The following is a 19594-nucleotide window of genomic DNA, read 5'->3' on the forward strand; positions in this document are numbered from 1 at the left end:
TTTTAGCATAAAAATGCCCAAAGGGGGAGCCGTGTGTTTACTGATTTTCAGGATAATGGACCAGGAAATCAGCAGGTAAATAAAAAGAGAAACAGATTATTTTAGCATTTGTAAGATTTATGCTATGCTTAAGGTAGAAAATGAAAGGGGTAACAAATGTATTTAGGAGATTTGATGGAGAAAGCCGAGTGTGGTCAATTTTCAATCCTTTCCTTTCTATTACAAGAGTCTCAGACGACCGTCAAGGCTGTAATGGAAGAAACAGGATTTTCAAAAGCAACCCTAACCAAATATGTCACCCTGCTCAATGACAAGGCTTTGGATAGTGGTTTAGAGCTGACTATTCACTTAGAAAATGAAAATCTGCGCCTGTCGATCGGTGCAGCTACCAAGGGGAGAGATATTCGGAGCTTATTTTTGGAGAATGCTGTTAAATACCAGATTGTGGTCTATCTTCTCTACCACCAACAGTTTTTAGCCCATCAGCTGGCTCAAGAATTGATGATTAGCGAGGCTACGCTTGGGCGTCACTTGGCTGGTTTAAAACAGATTTTGTCAGAATTTGATTTATCCATCCAAAATGGACGTTGGCGAGGTCCAGAGCATCAGATTCGCTATTTCTATTTCTGTCTTTTCCGCAAGGTCTGGTCTAGTCAGGAGTGGGAAGGTCACATGCAGAAACCAGCGAGAAAGCAGGAAATTGCTACACTAGAAGAAATCTGCGGTGCAAGTTTGTCTTCGGGTCAGAAATTGGACTTGGTTCTCTGGGCTCATATCAGTCAACAACGTCTTCGGGTCAATGCTTGTCATCTCCAAGTCATAGAAGAAAAAATGCGAGGGTATTTTGACAATATTTTCTACCTTCGTTTGCATCGAAAGGCTCCGTCCTTTTTTGCTGGGCAACACCTCCCTCTCGGAACTGAGGATGGGGAGATGATGATATTCTTCTCTTTCCTCCTATCTCATCGCATTCTTCCTCTTCATACTATGGAGTATATCCTTGGTTTTGGAGGACAGTTGGCAGGTTTACTGACGCAATTGATTCAAGAAATGAAGAAAGAGGAGTTACTGGGGGATTATACAGAGGACCATGTCACCTATGAACTCAGTCAGCTTTGTGCTCAAGTCTACCTCTATAAGGGCTATATTTTACAGGATCGCTACAAGTACCAGTTAGAGAATCGTCATCCCTATTTACTGATGGAACATGATTTTAAAGAGACAGCAGAGGAGATTTTTCATGCTCTACCTGCCTTTCATCAGGGGACAGATTTAGATAAGAAGATTCTCTGGGAATGGCTGCAGTTAATCGAATATATGGCTGAAAACGGTGGCCAGCATATGCGGATTGGTCTGGATTTGACATCTGGTTTTCTTGTCTTTTCAAGGATGGCAGCCATTTTGAAACGGTATTTGGAATACAATCGTTTTATTACCATTGAAGCCTATGACCGAACTCGGCATTATGATTTGCTGGTTACCAATAACCCGATTCATAAGAAGGAACAGACACCAGTCTATTATTTAAAAAACGACTTGGATATGGAGGATTTGGCAGGGATTCGTCAGTTATTATTCACTTAAAAGGCTTGGTTGTTCCAGGTCTTTTTTGTGAAATTCACACAATCTACTCACATTTTTTAAAAAATTAAAAAAAGTTGATAAACAAGAAAACGCTTTATTTTGTATACTAGTTAGTGTAAAGAGGAAACATCCTCAAGATCTTTATCAGGAGGACAGCACATGTCACAAGAAAAATACATCATGGCCATTGACCAGGGAACTACAAGTTCTCGTGCCATTATTTTCAACAAAAAAGGAGAAAAAGTTAGCTCGAGTCAAAAAGAGTTTACTCAGATTTTCCCTCAGGCAGGTTGGGTTGAGCACAATGCCAATGAAATTTGGAATTCCGTTCAGTCTGTTATTGCTGGAGCTTTCATCGAAAGTGGTGTTAAGCCAAATCAAATCGAAGCAATCGGGATTACCAACCAGCGTGAAACAACGGTTGTCTGGGATAAGAAAACAGGGCTTCCTATCTACAACGCAATCGTTTGGCAGTCACGCCAGACAGCACCTTTGGCTGAGCAACTAAAAAGCCAAGGTTATGTGGAAAAATTCCATGAAAAGACTGGTTTGATCATCGATGCTTACTTCTCAGCTACCAAGGTTCGTTGGATTTTGGACCATGTAGAAGGCGCTCAAGAGCGAGCAGAAAAGGGAGAATTGCTCTTTGGTACTATCGATACTTGGTTGGTTTGGAAATTGACTGACGGTGCGGCTCACGTGACGGACTACTCAAACGCAGCTCGTACCATGCTTTATAACATTAAAGAACTTAAATGGGATGATGAGATTTTGGAAATTCTCAACATTCCTAAGGCTATGCTTCCGGAAGTTCGTTCTAACTCTGAAATCTACGGTAAGACAGCCCCATTCCATTTCTACGGTGGAGAAGTCCCAATCTCAGGTATGGCTGGTGACCAACAGGCAGCCCTCTTTGGACAGTTGGCCTTTGAGCCTGGTATGGTCAAGAATACTTATGGAACAGGTTCTTTCATCATCATGAATACTGGTGAAGAGATGCAGTTGTCTGAGAACAACCTCTTGACAACCATTGGTTACGGTATCAATGGCAAGGTTTACTATGCCTTGGAAGGTTCTATCTTCATCGCAGGAAGTGCCATTCAGTGGCTTCGTGACGGTCTTCGCATGGTAGAGAACTCACCAGAATCTGAAAAATACGCTCGTGATTCTCACAATGATGATGAAGTTTATGTAGTTCCAGCCTTTACAGGACTAGGAGCACCATACTGGAACCAAAATGCTCGCGGCTCTGTCTTTGGTTTGACTCGTGGAACAAGTAAGGAAGACTTTATCAAGGCAACTCTTCAATCTATCGCTTATCAAGTGCGTGACATCATCGACACCATGCAAGTGGATGCTCAGACAGCTATCCAAGTCTTGAAGGTGGATGGTGGTGCAGCTATGAACAACTTCCTCATGCAGTTCCAAGCTGACATTTTGGGAATCGATATCGCACGTGCCAAAAACTTGGAAACAACAGCTCTAGGTGCGGCCTTCCTAGCAGGTTTGTCAGTAGGTTACTGGAAAGACTTGGATGAGTTGAAACTCTTGAACGAGACAGGAGAACTTTTTGAGCCATCGATGAACGAATCGCGCAAGGAACAACTCTACAAGGGCTGGAAGAAGGCTGTGAAAGCAACGCAAGTCTTTGCGGAAGTAGACGACTAATACTGGCAGAATAAAGCGACTCAGTTAGAAAGTGTGTAAATATGGAATTTTCAAAGAAAACACGTGAATTATCAATTAAAAAAATGCAGGAACGCACCCTGGACCTCTTGATTATTGGGGGAGGAATCACAGGGGCTGGTGTAGCCTTGCAGGCGGCAGCCAGTGGTCTTGAGACTGGTTTGATTGAAATGCAGGACTTCGCAGAAGGGACATCTAGCCGTTCAACTAAATTGGTTCACGGAGGACTTCGTTACCTTAAGCAATTTGACGTAGAAGTGGTCTCAGATACAGTTTCTGAACGTGCAGTGGTTCAACAAATTGCCCCACACATTCCAAAACCGGACCCAATGCTCTTACCAGTTTACGATGAAGATGGAGCAACCTTCAGCCTCTTCCGTCTTAAAGTAGCCATGGACTTGTACGACCTCTTGGCAGGAGTTAACAACACGCCAGCTGCAAACAAGGTTTTGAGCAAGGATCAAGTCTTGGAACGCCAGCCAAACTTGAAGAAAGAAGGCTTGGTAGGAGGTGGAGTTTATCTTGACTTCCGTAACAACGATGCGCGTCTCGTGATTGAAAATATCAAACGTGCTAACCAAGACGGTGCCCTCATTGCTAACCACGTGAAGGCAGAAGGTTTCCTCTTTGACGAAAGTGGCAAGATTACAGGTGTTGTAGCTCGTGATCTCTTGACAGACCAAGTCTTTGAAATCAAGGCGCGTCTGGTGATTAACACAACAGGTCCTTGGAGCGACAAGGTGCGTAATTTGTCTAATAAGGGAACACAATTCTCACAAATGCGCCCAACTAAGGGGGTTCACCTAGTCGTGGATTCAAGCAAGATCAAGGTTTCACAGCCAGTTTACTTTGACACAGGTTTGGGTGATGGTCGTATGGTCTTTGTTCTCCCACGTGAAAACAAGACTTACTTTGGTACAACGGATACAGATTACACAGGTGATTTGGAACATCCAAAAGTGACTCAGGAAGATGTAGATTATCTACTTGGTATTGTCAACAACCGCTTCCCAGAAGCTAACATTACCATTGATGATATCGAAAGTAGCTGGGCAGGTCTTCGCCCATTGATCGCAGGCAATAGCGCTTCTGACTACAATGGAGGAAATAACGGAACCATCAGTGATGAAAGCTTTAACAACTTGATTGCGACTGTTGAATCTTATCTCTCTAAAGAAAAAACGCGTGAAGATGTTGAATCTGCTGTCAGCAAGCTTGAAAGCAGCACATCTGAGAAACATTTGGACCCATCTGCAGTTTCTCGTGGTTCTAGCTTGGACCGAGATGATAATGGTCTCTTGACCCTTGCTGGTGGTAAAATCACAGACTACCGTAAGATGGCTGAAGGAGCTATGGAGCGCGTGGTTGACATCCTCAAAGCAGAATTTGATCGTAGCTTTAAACTGATCAACTCTAAGACTTACCCTGTTTCAGGTGGAGAATTGAACCCAGCAAATGTGGACTCAGAAATCGAAGCCTTTGCGCAACTTGGAGTGTCACGTGGTTTGGATAGCAAGGAAGCTCACTATCTCGCAAATCTCTACGGTTCAAATGCACCGAAAGTCTTTGCTCTTGCTCATAGTTTAGAACAAGCACCAGGACTCAGCTTGGCAGATACCTTGTCCCTTCACTATGCAATGCGCAATGAGTTGACTCTGAGCCCAGTTGATTTCCTTCTTCGTCGTACCAACCATATGCTTTTTATGCGTGATAGCTTGGATAGCATCGTTGAACCAGTTTTGGATGAAATGGGACGATTCTATGATTGGTCAGAAGAAGAAAAAGCAGGATACCGTGCGGATGTCGAAGCGGCTCTCGCTCAAAATGACTTAGCAGAATTAAAAAATTAAGAAAAAATAAAAGAGGTGGAGGGTAGGACTCCTTGTCGCCCGCCCCTTCTTTTTAATGGAGACAGAAAAATGATGAGTGAATTATTTGGAGAATTTTTAGGGACTTTAATCCTGATTCTTCTAGGAAATGGTGTTGTTGCAGGTGTGGTTCTTCCAAAAACCAAGAGCAACAGCTCAGGTTGGATTGTGATTACTATGGGTTGGGGGATTGCAGTTGCCGTTGCGGTCTTTGTATCTGGCAAGCTCAGTCCAGCTCATTTAAACCCAGCTGTGACCATCGGTGTGGCCTTGAAAGGTGGTTTGCCTTGGGCTTCCGTTTTCCCTTACATCCTAGCTCAGTTCGCAGGAGCTATGCTGGGTCAGATTTTGGTTTGGTTGCAATTCAAACCGCATTATGAGGCAGAAGAAAATGCAGGAAACATTTTGGCTACTTTCAGCACAGGACCAGCTATCAAAGATACTGTATCAAACTTGATTAGTGAAATCCTAGGAACTTTTGTATTGGTATTAACAATCTTTGCTTTGGGACTTTATGACCTTCAAGCAGGAATCGGAACCTTCGCAGTGGGGACTTTGATTGTTGGTATCGGTCTATCACTAGGTGGGACAACAGGTTATGCCTTGAACCCTGCGCGTGACCTCGGTCCTCGTATCATGCACAGTATCCTTCCAATTTCAAACAAGGGAGACGGAGATTGGTCTTACGCTTGGATTCCTGTTGTGGGACCTGTTATTGGTGCAGCCTTGGCTGTGCTTGTATTCTCACTTTTCTAATTTAGAAAATAATTATTTTGATAGAGCTTGAGATGGAAATCTCAGGCTTTTTTCTTTTAAAATATACATAGAAAAACCGCATAATCCTTAAAATAAGCTGAAATCTATTGGAAACATACGGTAAACAATTGAAAAAATACTATATAAAGTGGTACAATGGTAGAAAAATAAGCTAGTAAGAATCACTCTTATTTTAGCGAAAAATTACAGAAATGAATGGTTTTTCTTGATGAAACAGAGAAAAGAATTGTACCTCTTTCTTGGTCGGACAGCCTTGTATTTTCTTATCTTTCTAGGGCTGCTTTACTTCTTTAGCTATCTTGGTCAGGGTCAAGGAAGCTTTATCTATAATGAATTTTAACTTGAAGGAGAATCCCTATTGTGTCAAATAAACCAATAGCAGATATGATTGAAACCATTGAGCATTTTGCTCAGACCCAGCCTAGCTATCCTGTTTATAATGTTTTGGGGCAGGAACACACTTATGGCGATTTAAAGGCTGATTCGGATAGTTTGGCTGCAGTTATTGACCAGTTGAATTTGCCAGAGAAGTCTCCTGTGGTCGTTTTTGGTGGCCAAGAATATGAAATGTTGGCAACTTTTGTAGCCTTGACTAAGTCAGGTCACGCCTACATTCCAATTGATAGCCATTCGGCCTTGGAGCGAGTTTCAGCTATTTTAGAAGTAGCGGAGCCAAGTTTGATTATTGCCATTTCAGACTTTCCATTAGAGCAGGTTTCTACACCGATGATGAATCTAGCTCAGGTTCAAGAAGCCTTTGCTCAAGGGAATAACTATGAAATCACGCATCCAGTCAAGGGCGATGATAATTACTATATCATCTTTACTTCTGGTACGACTGGTAAGCCAAAGGGAGTGCAGATTTCCCATGATAACCTCCTCAGCTTTACCAACTGGATGATTACGGATAAGGAATTTGCGACGCCAAGTCGTCCGCAAATGCTGGCTCAGCCACCTTATTCTTTTGACCTGTCTGTCATGTACTGGGCACCGACCTTGGCACTTGGTGGGACGCTTTTCGCTCTTCCATCTGCCATTACTCAGGACTTTAAGCAACTCTTTGCGACTATCTTTTCATTGCCGATTGCTATCTGGACATCAACCCCTTCTTTTGCAGATATGGCCATGTTGTCTGAAGACTTTAATAGCGAAAAAATGCCTGGAATCACGCATTTCTACTTTGATGGCGAAGAATTGACGGTCAAAACGGCTCAAAAATTGCGTGAACGTTTCCCAAATTCCCGTATTATCAATGCCTATGGTCCAACAGAAGCGACAGTGGCTCTGTCAGCTGTTGCTGTGACAGACGAGATGTTGGCGACTCTCAAACGCCTACCAATCGGCTATACCAAGGCTGATTCTCCAACCTTTATCATTGACGAGGAAGGAAATAAACTGCCAAATGGTGAACAGGGAGAAATCATTGTTTCTGGACCAGCTGTTTCAAAAGGCTATATGAACAATCCTGAAAAAACAGCAGAAGCCTTCTTTGAGTTTGAAGGTCTGCCAGCCTATCACACAGGCGATGTGGGAACCATGACAGATGAAGGCTTGCTTCTCTACGGCGGACGCATGGACTTCCAAATTAAGTTCAACGGTTACCGCATTGAGTTAGAAGATGTCTCTCAAAACCTCAATAAGTCTCGCTTTATCGAGTCTGCTGTTGCTGTTCCACGTTATAACAAGGACCACAAGGTACAAAATCTACTGGCCTATGTCATCTTAAAAGATGGTGTGCGTGAGCAGTTTGAGCGTGATATCGATATTACCAAGGCCATTAAGGAAGATTTGACAGACATCATGATGTCCTATATGATGCCATCTAAATTCCTTTACCGAGACAGTTTGCCACTGACTCCAAATGGAAAGATTGACATCAAAGGATTGATTAACGAGGTGAATAAGAGATGATGGAGTTCTTTCAACAGCTTCCTCATTTAGAGCCATATGGCAATCCTCAGTATTTTGTCTATGTGATTGCTGCAACCTTGCCCATCTTTATCGGCCTCTTTTTCAAGAAACGCTTTGCCTGGTATGAAGTACTGGTTAGTCTCTTCTTTATCGTCACCATGTTGGTAGGTGGGAAGACTAATCAGTTGGCTGCCTTGGGTATTTATCTGTGCTGGGAAATATTGCTCGTACTCTTCTACAAGCATTATCGAAAAAGTAAGGATGGCAAGTGGGTCTTCTACCTAGTTAGTTTTCTGTCCCTCCTTCCGATTATCTTTGTCAAGGTGCAACCAGCTATCAATGGAACGCAGTCTTTGCTTGGATTTTTGGGAATTTCTTACCTGACCTTTCGTTCGGTTGGGATTATCATCGAGCTGAGAGATGGAGTGATTAAGGATTTTACCCTCTGGGAATTCCTTCGTTTCCTTCTCTTCATGCCGACTTTTTCAAGTGGCCCAATCGATCGCTTTAAGCGATTTAATGAAAATTATCAGGCCATTCCTGAGCGGGATGAGTTGATGGATATGCTGGATGAATCTGTTCGCTATATCATGTGGGGCTTTTTGTACAAGTTTATCCTAGCTCATGTTTTAGGAGAAACCTTGTTGCCTCCTTTGAAGAATTTAGCCTTGCAGTCAGGTGGCTTCTTTAACCTCTATGCCTTGGCAGTTATGTATACCTTTGGTCTGGAACTTTTCTTTGACTTTGCAGGTTATTCTATGTTTGCCTTAGCCATCTCAAATTTAATGGGAATCCGTAGCCCTATCAACTTTAACAAGCCCTTTTTATCAAGGGATTTGAAGGAGTTTTGGAATCGCTGGCATATGAGTCTGTCTTTCTGGTTCCGTGACTTTGTCTTTATGCGAATGGTCATGGTATTGACCAGAAAGAAGGTCTTTAAAAATCGCAATGTAACCTCAAGTGTAGCCTACGTTGTCAATATGCTAATCATGGGATTTTGGCATGGAGTGACTTGGTACTACATCGCCTATGGACTCTTTCATGGATTAGGCTTGGTCATCAATGACGCTTGGATTCGCAAGAAAAAAACGCTCAATAAGGAGCGGAAAAAAGCAGGGAAGCCTGCTCTACCTGAGAATCGCTGGATTCAGTTGCTTGGCATGGTTGTCACCTTCCATGTCGTCATGCTGTCATTCTTAATCTTTTCTGGATTCTTGAATGATTTATGGTTTAAAAAATAAAAGGAAATAAAATATGGATATCAAATCAGAAGTTATCGAAATTATTGATGAGTTGTTTATGGAAGATGTTTCTGACATGATGGATGAAGATCTTTTTGATGCAGGTGTCTTGGATAGTATGGGAACGGTTGAGTTGATTGTAGAGATTGAGAACCGTTTTGACATTCGTGTCCCTGTAACAGAGTTTGGTCGCGACGACTGGAATACAGCTAATAAAATCATAGCTGGTATTGTGGAGCTACAAAATGCTTAAACGCTTATGGATGATCTTCGGACCGGTCTTGATAGCTGGTTTGTTGGTTTTTCTGCTCATTTTCTTTTATCCTACTGAGATGCGTCATAATCTAGGAGCTGAAAAGCGTTCAGCAGTGGCTACTACTATCGATAGTTTTAAGGAGCGAAGTCAAAAAGTCAGAGCACTATCTGATCCAAATACACGTTTTGTTCCCTTCTTTGGCTCTAGTGAATGGCTTCGTTTTGACGGTGCTCATCCTGCGGTATTAGCTGAGAAATACAATCGCTCCTACCGTCCTTATCTTTTAGGACAGAGGGGAGCTGCATCGCTTAACCAGTATTTTGGAATGCAACAGATGTTGCCACAACTGGAGAATAAACAAGTTGTGTATGTTATCTCACCTCAGTGGTTCAGTAAAAATGGCTATGAGCCAGCAGCCTTCCAGCAGTATTTTAATGGAGACCAGTTGACCAGTTTTCTGGAACATCAATCTGGAGATCAGGCTAGCCAATATGCGGCGACTCGCTTACTACAGCAGTTTCCCAACGTAGCTATGAAGGATTTGGTTCAGAAGTTGGCAAGCAAAGAAGAATTGTCGACGGCAGACAATGAGACGATTGAATTATTGGCTCGGTTTAATGAACGCCAGGCTTCCTTTTTTGGACAGTTTTCAGTTAGAGGCTATGTTAATTATGGTAAGCATGTAGTTAAGTATTTAAAGACCTTGCCAGACCAGTTTTCTTATCAAGCAATAGAAGATGTTGTCAAATCAGATGCAGAAAAGAATACTTCCAATAATGATCTGGGAATGGAGAATGATTTCTATAATAAGCAGATTAAGAAGGATTTGAAGAAATTAAAGGATTCTCAGAAAAACTTCACCTATCTCAAGTCGCCAGAGTATAATGACCTGCAGTTAGTTTTAACCCAGTTTTCTAAATCCAAGGTAAACCCGATTTTTATCATTCCACCTGTTAATAAAAAATGGATGGATTATGCTGGTCTACGAGAGGATATGTACCAACAAACGGTGCAGAAGATTCGCTACCAGTTAGAGAGTCAAGGTTTTACCAATATAGCAGATTTTTCTAAGGATGGCGGGGATCCTTTCTTTATGAAGGATACCATCCACCTTGGTTGGTTGGGTTGGTTGGCTTTTGACAAGGCAGTTGATCCTTTCCTATCCAATCCCACACCAGCTCCGACTTACCATCTGAATGAGCGCTTTTTCAGCAAAGACTGGGCGACATACGATGGAGATGTCAAAGAATTTCAATAGATCATAATATAGAAGAGTTCAAGAATGAAGCTGATTTTTACGTTTTTTCTTGACTCTTTTTTTGCTTGTGATATAATTAACTGGTAAACAAAATTCAACAGAATAGTATTTTTCTCTTAAAAAAGAGAAGTTCAAAAGGAAAGGAGTCAGATATGAGACAGCTAGCGAAGGATATCGATGGCTTTTTGAATGAGGTGATTTTACAGGCGGAAAACCAACATGAAATCCTAATAGGTCATTGCACTAGTGAGGTGGCCCTGACCAATACCCAGGAGCACATTCTCATGCTTTTGTCAGAGGAATCTTTAACAAATTCAGAATTGGCACGTCGCCTCAATGTCAGTCAGGCGGCAGTTACCAAGGCCATTAAGTCTTTGGTCAAGGAAGGGATGTTGGAAACATCTAAAGATCCTAAGGATGCGCGTGTGGTTTTTTATCAGTTGACTGACTTGGCTCGTCCAATCGCTGAGGAGCATCATCATCACCATGAGCATACACTTTTAACCTATGAACAAGTGGCGACTCAGTTTACTCCAAATGAACAAAAAGTGATCCAGCGGTTTTTGACTGCTTTAGTAGGAGAAATCAAATAATGAGATATATTACGGTAGAGGATTTATCCTTCTATTATGATAAGGAGCCCGTTCTTGAACATATCAATTATAGTGTTGATAGTGGGGAATTTGTTACCTTGACGGGGGAGAATGGGGCGGCTAAGACGACACTGATCAAAGCCAGTCTTGGAATTCTTCAGCCACGCATTGGAAAGGTGACCATTTCAAAGACAAATACTCAGGGAAATAAATTGAGAATAGCCTATCTTCCCCAGCAGATTGCCAGTTTTAATGCTGGTTTTCCAAGTACGGTTTATGAATTTGTCAAGTCGGGTCGCTATCCGAGAAAAGGCTGGTTCCGTCGCTTGAATGCTCATGATGAGGAGCATATCAAGGCTAGTCTGGACTCAGTTGGCATGTGGGAACATCGAGACAAACGCTTGGGTTCTCTATCTGGGGGACAAAAGCAGCGAGCGGTGATTGCGCGCATGTTTGCTTCGGATCCAGATGTGTTTATCCTAGATGAGCCGACAACGGGGATGGATGCAGGAAGTAAAAATGAATTTTACGAACTCATGCACCACAGCGCCCATCATCATGGCAAGGCTGTTTTGATGATTACCCATGACCCTGAAGAAGTTAAGGACTATGCGGACCGCAATATCCATCTAGTCCGTAACCAAGACTCACCATGGCGTTGTTTCAACGTTCATGAGAATGAACAGGAGGTGGGCCATGCTTAGTTTATTATCTTATGACTTTATGCAACGCGCCTTTCTGGCGGTTATTGCTATGAGTCTTTTCTCGCCAGTTCTTGGAACCTTCCTTATCTTGCGTCGTCAGAGTTTGATGAGTGATACTCTTAGCCACGTCTCGCTGTCGGGTGTAGCTTTTGGTCTGGTTCTGGGGATTTCTCCGACTGTTTCTACGATTGCCATTGTCTTGATTGCGGCGGTCTTTCTGGAGTATCTCCGTACGGTTTACAAGAGCTTTATGGAAATCGGGACAGCTATCCTCATGTCAACAGGTCTGGCTGTTTCTCTGATTGTCATGAGCAAGGGTAAAAGCTCCAGTTCTATGAGTTTGGACCAGTACCTTTTTGGTTCGATCGTGACTATCAGTGAAGAGCAGGTCATTTCCCTCTTTGTCATTGCGGCGGTTGTCTTGATTTTGACCTTCCTCTTCCTTCGTCCGATGTATATCCTGACCTTTGATGAGGATACGGCCTTTGTGGATGGCTTGCCAGTTCGTACCATGTCCATTCTTTTTAACATGGTGACAGGGGTGGCCATTGCCCTTATGATTCCTGCTGCGGGAGCTCTTCTGGTATCGACTATCATGGTCTTGCCAGCTAGTATTGCCCTGCGTCTGGGGAAAAACTTTAAATCGGTTATGCTGTTAGCCAGTGCTATTGGATTTTTGGGAATGGTAGCAGGACTTTACATTTCCTACTATGCAGAAACACCTGCAAGTGCAAGTATTACCATTATTTTTGTAACTGTTTTCTTACTAATTAGTTTAGTAAGACGTTTTATCAAATAGGAGACTAAGATGAAAAAAATTAGCTTATTGCTAGCCAGTTTATGTGCCTTGTTTTTAGTGGCTTGTTCCAATCAAAAACAGGCAGATGGCAAACTCAATATCGTGACAACCTTTTACCCTGTCTATGAATTTACCAAGCAAGTCGCAGGAGATACTGCTAATGTAGAACTCCTCATCGGTGCTGGTACAGAACCCCATGAATACGAACCGTCTGCCAAGGCAGTTGCCAAAATCCAAGATGCAGATACCTTCGTTTATGAAAATGAAAACATGGAAACTTGGGTTCCTAAATTGCTAGATACTTTGGATAAGAAAAAAGTGAAAACCATCAAGGCGACAGGCGATATGTTGCTCTTGCCAGGTGGTGAGGAAGAAGAGGGAGACCATGACCATGGAGAAGAAGGCCATCACCATGAGTTTGACCCCCATGTTTGGTTATCACCAGTTCGTGCCATTAAACTAGTAGAGCACATCCGTGACAGCTTATCGGCAGATTATCCTGATAAAAAAGAGACCTTTGAAAAGAACGCATCTGCCTATATCGAAAAATTGCAAACATTGGATAAGGCTTATGCAGAAGGCTTGTCTCAAGCCAAACAAAAGAGCTTTGTGACTCAGCACGCAGCTTTTAACTACCTTGCCTTGGACTACGGTCTCAAGCAAGTATCAATCTCAGGTCTCTCACCAGATGCAGAGCCATCAGCTGCACGTCTGGCAGAATTGACAGAGTACGTCAAGAAAAATAAAATCGCCTATATCTACTTTGAAGAAAATGCCTCACAAGCCCTTGCTAACACACTTTCAAAAGAGGCAGGTGTCAAAACAGATGTCCTTAATCCTTTAGAAAGTCTGACAGAAGAGGACACCAAGGCGGGAGAAAATTACATCTCTATCATGGAGAAAAACCTCAAGGCTTTGAAACAAACAACGGACCAAGAAGGTCCAGCAATCGAGCCTGAAAAGGCAGAATACCAAGACAGTTCAAAATGGTTACTTTGAGGATGCAGACGTCAAGGACCGCACCTTGAGTGACTATGCAGGTAACTGGCAATCAGTTTATCCTTTCCTTGAAGATGGAACTTTTGATCAAGTCTTTGACTACAAGGCTAAGTTGACTGGTAAGATGACTCAGGCTGAGTACAAGGCCTACTATACAAAAGGCTATCAGACAGATGTGACTAAGATTAATATTACTGATAACACTATGGAATTTGTTCAAGGTGGACAAAGTAAGAAATATACTTATAAGTATGTTGGAAAGAAAATCTTAACTTACAAGAAAGGTAATCGTGGTGTGCGCTTCCTCTTTGAAGCGACAGATGCGGACGCTGGACAGTTCAAGTATGTTCAGTTTAGTGACCACAATATCGCCCCAGTTAAGGCAGAACATTTCCATATCTTCTTTGGAGGCACCAGCCAAGAAGCCCTCTTTGAAGAAATGGATAACTGGCCAACCTACTACCCAGATAACCTATCTGGACAAGAAATCGCCCAAGAAATGTTGGCACATTGATTAGAAACCGACTAGTTCATAGGAGCTAGTTGGTTTTTTGATACTAGATGGCTAACTTCATTATAGACCTTTCCAGAACTTTAAAAAATAAATAAAACTCTTGAAATATCTGGATCTGTATGTTAGAATAATTTTATCGGATAAGGTTCATTAGAACACCAAAGCCCCTAACTACTGCCATAGTTAAGGGGTGTTTTGGTATATTCTACAGGAATAGAAAAAGACCCTCTAAACTTTGTAGAGAGCCTTAAAAAATCAAAATAAAAAGATACCCCCCAGCACATAGGAATGCTCAACCTTTCAGTCTACCCCATTCTGGGACCCAGCGTTTATCCTTCACAAGTTATCTTATTGAGTCCATTATATCACACTTATGGAAAATGTAAGAAATTTGTATAGTATTTTTAAATGAATTGATGAAAAATCAAATACCTTTCAGAACTAAGGAACTTTAAATAATAAATAAAACTCTTGAAATATCTGGACCTGTATGTTAGAATAAAATCGATAGGCAAGGTTCATTAGAACACCAAATCCCTTAACTAGTGCGATAGTTAAGGGGTGTTTTGGTATATTCTACAGGAATATATAATCCTAGTTTTCTAATTTGCTCTTTGATTTTTGTTGAGTATAAACATTTTAACAAAAAAGTTAGTCTTTAATAAAAGAAGCGATATAGTGATATTAGAAATTCTCTTGTAATTCTGATATGTCTGCGTATTTTTCGTAAGTTACCTGTTTAGTAATCAGATGTCAGTTAAGGGCTTGATGTTTTATAAAAGAAAATTATGGAGGAAGGGAAATCCGACTTTATAAACTAAACTGTAAAAACAGCAAATTTGACAAATGAATAAGAAAAAAATAAAAAGCAACTGTTTTTATTAAAAAGATTGCTTAATAGTTAGATTGGAGGGAAGAAAAATATGAAAAATTTAAGTCAACGACTTGTTGATAAAAGTGTTGAGGCCTTTATTATGGGGCTGGAAATTTACAACAAGCCTACAATCAAATATCGTATTGAAGGATTCAGTTTTTTCATATGTAATGCTTGGGAGTTGATGTTGAAGTCTGAAATGCTAAATAGAAATCTATCAATCTATTTTAAGGATAATCCAGATAGAACTCTCAGCCTTGAAAATGTTATCAAGAAAATTTATTCCGATGATAGTACACGAATTCGACTAAATCTGGAGCGTATTATTGAGCTTAGAAATATCAGCACACATTATATTACAGAGGATTACGAACTAAAGTACGCTCCACTATTTCAAGCGTGTGTACTTAACTATGTCAATGAACTTCAGAGATTTCATGGTAGAGACATCACTGAGACCATTGCACAAAATTTCCTAACTATATCAGCAAGTTATGAGCCTCTGACAAATGAACAAATCAGACTAAAATACCCAGCGGAAATTGCAGAAAAGTTTATTCAGCAAGCAAATGCTATAGATGTTCTTGTTTCTGAGTATAATTCAGATAAATTTGCAATCGGTGTAAAACAAAACCTATACATCACAAAGAAAAAGTCTGAAGCTGACTTCGTTGTCTCAATTGCAAATCAATCTCCCTCTCAAGTAGCAATAGTAAAAGATTTAAAAGATCCATCAGAGACTCACAAATATTCATACGGGAATATCATCTCAGTTGTAAATGATCGATTAAACAAGAAGAATATCAAATTAAATTATAAATCTGGTTTCAATCAATATGTTCTAACCTTAATCATTGATTTCTATTCAATAAAAACTGACGAGAAATTTGCATATTGCCATAAAATAGGTAAGTCTGAGCACTATACCTATTCACAGCAATTTGTTGACTTTATCATTACAGAAATAGAAAAAGACCCTCTAAACTTTGTAGAGAGCCTTAAAAAATCAAAATAAAAAGATAACCCCAGGCACATAGGAATGCTCAACCTTTCAGTCTACCCCATTCTGGGACCCAGCGTTTATCCTTCACAAGTTATCTTATTGAGTTCATTATATCACACTTATGGAAAATGTAAAGAAATTTGTATAGTATTTTTAAATGAATTGATGAAAAATCAAATACCTTTCAGAGCTAAGGAACTTTAAATAATAAATAAAACTCTTGAAATATTTGGGCTTATATGCTAGAATGTAGTTAGTGTATAAGGTTCATTAGAACACCAAAGCCCCTAACTACTGCCATAGTTAAGGGCTTTTTTGACGTATCTTAGCGATTTAACGGGTGTTTATAGGCTAGTCATTCGGTCTACTTCTTACCATCTAGCCATTTGCAGACGAAATACAAGATAATTCCAGCTATAACATCCGCTATAATAGTAAGAGCAAGCTCTGGTATAAGGTTCATTAGTTTCACCTCCTCTCACGAACCCATAGGAACGTAATCGGTAACCGATGACAAAAGTATTATACCACACTAAATTTAGATCATCAAGGTCACTTAATGCTTGAACTATTGTAGATTATATGCTAAAATGTAGTTAGTTGATAAGGTTCATTAGAACACCAAAGCCCTTAACTATTGCCGTAGTTAAGGGCTTTTTTGACGTATCTTAGCGATTTAACGGGTGTTGATAGGCTAGTCACTCGGTCTACCCCTTACTATCTAGCCATCTGCAGACGAAATACAAGATAATTCCAGCTATAACATCCGCTATAATAGTAAGAGCGAGCTCTATGATAAGGCTCATTAGTTTCACCTCCTCTCACGAACCCATAGGAACGTAATCGGTAACCGATGACAAAAATAGTATACCACAATAAATTTATATCATCAAGGTCACTTAATGCTTGAAATATAGGGTCTAGGCGACAAAGTCTTTAAAATCAGAAAAACGTATAGTATCAGATGTATAAAAGCTTGATGTTATATCAATTAAAAAAGTGGATAGGAAAGTTTTCTGATTATCAGAATTCCTTCCTATCCACTTTTTGAAGATTGTAAGTTAACCTTAGTTTATATAGAATCAGCTTATTTGTTTTATTTATTAAAACCTTGCAAAGCCTTTTGGCGTTCTTCCACTTGACCTTTAGCATCCAATTTATTGCCAGCGTAGACAGCTGTTTCCCATGATCCGTACATTGGATTTGGGAAGATGATGAATTTTTCACCGAATTCTTTTTGCAATTCTTCAAGTTGTTTATCACGGTCAGATTCAGAAATCTTCGAAAAATCTGCAAAGTCTACGAGGTTATCACCAAATAGTAATACTAGATTAGTTTTCTCTTGAACTGCTTGGCGACGCCCTTCTTTGGATTTTACACCACTTTCTAAGAGCATGAGGTGATCACGCCCTTGTACAGGGATTCCTTCGTTTTCTAGATTTTTAATCGTAGCATCTATTTGATTAACTGAGCGGTCAGAAATATAGTAAATTTGGATGCCGTTTTGATTGGCAAATTGAAGAAACGTCTTGGCTCCTGGGACGGCTTTTGCTGCAGCTTTTTGAACCCAAATATCCCAATTTTCAGGTGTGAATGCTGTTCCGTCTTTGATATTTTGAACTTGATAAGGACTATTATCTAAGACTGTTTCATCTAAGTCCAAAATGATTGAATAAGGCTTGTCTGATTCTGTTTTCAGTAATTCCTTTAGACGATCTGTGGCAACATTATAACCTTGTAGATACAAGGCTTTGGTTTCAGCTGATTTTTGATACCAAAGGGTTGACATAGTATTTTCTCTTGACCGTAGTTGGTCATATGTCATTGTAATCTGATTATCAGATGAGCTCTTATTGCTTGTCTGTGTTTCTGTAGACTTTGTTGCACAACTAGATAATAAGACGACAGATGCAAGTGCAGAAAGGATTGTAACAGTAGTTTTTGCTGATTTCATGAAATATCTCCTATTCATTAATTTCATAAATAGTATAGCACGAGAGAAAAGTTAAGGCAAGTCATTCTCTGACTATGGATGAAGATTCTATAGAAGTTAATGCAGTGAAAAAAAGAGATTACTAACTTGAAATGCAGTCTCACCTCTAATTATTGACATTTCAGGAAAAATCGCAGTAAAAACGGCACAGCCTTCTTTAAATGTGATATAATACTAGAAAAATACTTGTGGAGGTTCCATTATGGCAATATTTTTCATGATTTTTCTGATTGTTTGTGTGCTCCTATTGGTGATAGTCACACTGAGTACAGTTTATGTGGTTCGTCAGCAGTCGGTGGCGATTATTGAACGCTTTGGGAAATACCAAAAGGTTTCCAACAGCGGTATTCATATTCGCTTGCCTTTTGGGATTGACTCGATTGCAGCACGCATTCAGTTGCGCTTGCTGCAAAGTGATATTGTGGTTGAGACCAAGACCAAGGACAATGTGTTCGTGATGATGAATGTAGCGACTCAGTACCGTGTCAATGAGCAGAGCGTGACAGATGCCTACTATAAACTCATGCGTCCAGAATCTCAGATTAAATCTTATATCGAAGATGCTCTTCGCTCTTCTGTTCCCAAATTAACCTTGGACGAATTGTTTGAGAAAAAAGATGAGATTGCCCTTGAAGTTCAACACCAAGTAGCAGAAGAAATGACCACTTACGGCTACATTATCGTGAAAACCTTGATTACTAAGGTGGAGCCAGATGCAGAAGTTAAGCAATCCATGAATGAAATCAATGCGGCGCAACGCAAACGGGTCGCAGCGCAAGAATTGGCAGAAGCCGATAAGATTAAAATTGTCACTGCAGCTGAAGCCGAAGCAGAAAAAGACCGCCTTCATGGTGTGGGGATTGCCCAACAACGTAAGGCAATTGTGGATGGCTTAGCAGAGTCTATCACCGAACTCAAGGAAGCCAATGTTGGCATGACAGAAGAACAAATCATGTCCATCCTATTGACCAACCAGTATTTGGATACCTTGAACACCTTTGCCTCTAAAGGAAATCAAACTATCTTTTTACCAAATACGCCAAATGGTGTGGATGATATCCGTACACAAATCTTGTCAGCTCTTCGCGCTGAGAAGAAATAATAGACTAAAGAGCTTGGCAACAGGCTCTTTTTGCATTGCGTTTATTAAGAAAAACAAAAAATATTGATATACATTTATACTCAATGAAAATCAAAGAGCAAACTAGGAAGCTAGCCGCAGGTTGCTCAAAGCACTGCTTTGAGGTTGCAGATAGAACTGACGAAGTCAGCTCAAAACACAGTTTTGAGGTTGTGGATAGAACTGACGAAGTCAGCTCAAAACACAGTTTTGAGGTTGTGGATAGAACTGACGAAGTCAGCTCAAAACACAGTTTTGAGGTTGTGGATAGAACTGACGAAGTCAGTAACCATACCTACGGCAAGGCGACGCTGACGTGGTTTGAAGAGATTTTCGAAGAGTATTAAATAAAAATTATTGTATGTTGTTGCCCTTAACTTGGAATGATAAGGGAATAACTAGAAAGATTTGTGA

Annotated in this window: 16 protein-coding genes and 1 pseudogene; 16 read left to right on the forward strand and 1 reads right to left on the reverse strand. The window is 40.7% G+C overall.

The features are described 5' to 3' along the window. Positions 1 to 156: 156 nt before the first annotated feature. The 14 genes and pseudogenes from HT709_RS01235 (at position 157) to HT709_RS01300 (ending at position 16079) form a co-directional block, all read left to right on the forward strand. On the forward strand, positions 157 to 1584 hold the full coding sequence (locus tag HT709_RS01235; protein ID WP_172925432.1) for a helix-turn-helix domain-containing protein: 1428 nt from the start codon (positions 157 to 159) through the stop codon (positions 1582 to 1584). Between the two features lie 159 nt (positions 1585 to 1743). Further along, entirely contained in the window at positions 1744 to 3252 is a 1509-nt protein-coding gene (glpK, locus tag HT709_RS01240; protein WP_049511829.1) for a glycerol kinase GlpK, read from the forward strand. A 41-nt stretch (positions 3253 to 3293) separates the two neighbouring features. Further along, positions 3294 to 5120: a type 1 glycerol-3-phosphate oxidase gene (glpO, locus tag HT709_RS01245; protein ID WP_164226146.1), complete on the forward strand. Its 1827-nt coding sequence runs from the start codon at positions 3294 to 3296 to the stop codon at positions 5118 to 5120. A 69-nt stretch (positions 5121 to 5189) separates the two neighbouring features. Then, complete coding sequence (locus HT709_RS01250) at positions 5190 to 5894, forward strand: MIP/aquaporin family protein (protein ID WP_164226147.1); 705 nt, start codon at positions 5190 to 5192, stop codon at positions 5892 to 5894. Positions 5895 to 6123: 229 nt separating this feature from the next. Further along, the gene (locus HT709_RS01255) at positions 6124 to 6255 is read left to right on the forward strand and encodes a teichoic acid D-Ala incorporation-associated protein DltX (protein ID WP_000813667.1); all 132 of its coding nucleotides are present in this window, start codon (positions 6124 to 6126) and stop codon (positions 6253 to 6255) included. A gap of 20 nt (positions 6256 to 6275) precedes the next feature. After that, on the forward strand, positions 6276 to 7826 hold the full coding sequence (dltA, locus tag HT709_RS01260) for a D-alanine--poly(phosphoribitol) ligase subunit DltA (RefSeq protein WP_172925433.1): 1551 nt from the start codon (positions 6276 to 6278) through the stop codon (positions 7824 to 7826). Continuing rightward, complete coding sequence (gene dltB, locus HT709_RS01265; protein ID WP_172925434.1) at positions 7823 to 9067, forward strand: D-alanyl-lipoteichoic acid biosynthesis protein DltB; 1245 nt, start codon at positions 7823 to 7825, stop codon at positions 9065 to 9067. The genes dltA and dltB overlap by 4 nt, the downstream gene beginning before the upstream one ends. 13 nt (positions 9068 to 9080) lie before the next feature. After that, positions 9081 to 9320: a D-alanine--poly(phosphoribitol) ligase subunit DltC gene (gene dltC / locus HT709_RS01270; protein ID WP_000351967.1), complete on the forward strand. Its 240-nt coding sequence runs from the start codon at positions 9081 to 9083 to the stop codon at positions 9318 to 9320. Beyond that, the gene (gene dltD, locus HT709_RS01275) at positions 9313 to 10581 is read left to right on the forward strand and encodes a D-alanyl-lipoteichoic acid biosynthesis protein DltD (protein WP_050208102.1); all 1269 of its coding nucleotides are present in this window, start codon (positions 9313 to 9315) and stop codon (positions 10579 to 10581) included. Before dltC ends, dltD begins: the two co-directional genes overlap by 8 nt. 152 nt (positions 10582 to 10733) lie before the next feature. Next, the gene (adcR, locus tag HT709_RS01280) at positions 10734 to 11174 is read left to right on the forward strand and encodes a zinc-dependent transcriptional regulator AdcR (RefSeq protein ID WP_050208104.1); all 441 of its coding nucleotides are present in this window, start codon (positions 10734 to 10736) and stop codon (positions 11172 to 11174) included. Next, the gene (locus HT709_RS01285) at positions 11174 to 11878 is read left to right on the forward strand and encodes a metal ABC transporter ATP-binding protein (RefSeq protein WP_172925435.1); all 705 of its coding nucleotides are present in this window, start codon (positions 11174 to 11176) and stop codon (positions 11876 to 11878) included. The genes adcR and HT709_RS01285 overlap by 1 nt, the downstream gene beginning before the upstream one ends. Next, entirely contained in the window at positions 11871 to 12677 is an 807-nt protein-coding gene (locus HT709_RS01290) for a metal ABC transporter permease (RefSeq protein WP_000950038.1), read from the forward strand. Before HT709_RS01285 ends, HT709_RS01290 begins: the two co-directional genes overlap by 8 nt. Positions 12678 to 12686: 9 nt before the next feature. Then, positions 12687 to 14190 (forward strand): annotated as a pseudogene (adcA, locus tag HT709_RS01295) (zinc ABC transporter substrate-binding lipoprotein AdcA). A 923-nt stretch (positions 14191 to 15113) separates the two neighbouring features. After that, on the forward strand, positions 15114 to 16079 hold the full coding sequence (locus tag HT709_RS01300) for a DUF3644 domain-containing protein (RefSeq protein WP_000793783.1): 966 nt from the start codon (positions 15114 to 15116) through the stop codon (positions 16077 to 16079). Positions 16080 to 17163: 1084 nt separating this feature from the next. Here HT709_RS01300 and HT709_RS01305 read toward each other — a convergent pair. Beyond that, positions 17164 to 18021, reverse strand: coding sequence for a 5'-nucleotidase, lipoprotein e(P4) family (locus HT709_RS01305; RefSeq protein ID WP_000833516.1), 858 nt, complete (start codon positions 18019 to 18021; stop codon positions 17164 to 17166). 241 nt (positions 18022 to 18262) lie between these two features. Here HT709_RS01305 and HT709_RS01310 point away from each other — a divergent pair, with 241 nt between their 5' ends. Continuing rightward, the gene (locus tag HT709_RS01310; protein ID WP_000963957.1) at positions 18263 to 19162 is read left to right on the forward strand and encodes an SPFH domain-containing protein; all 900 of its coding nucleotides are present in this window, start codon (positions 18263 to 18265) and stop codon (positions 19160 to 19162) included. An 83-nt stretch (positions 19163 to 19245) separates the two neighbouring features. Then, the gene (locus HT709_RS11620) at positions 19246 to 19527 is read left to right on the forward strand and encodes a hypothetical protein (RefSeq protein WP_023939029.1); all 282 of its coding nucleotides are present in this window, start codon (positions 19246 to 19248) and stop codon (positions 19525 to 19527) included. Positions 19528 to 19594 lie beyond the last annotated feature (67 nt).

Source organism: Streptococcus sp. 1343 (assembly GCF_013277355.1).
GTDB classification, from domain to species: domain Bacteria; phylum Bacillota; class Bacilli; order Lactobacillales; family Streptococcaceae; genus Streptococcus; species Streptococcus pseudopneumoniae.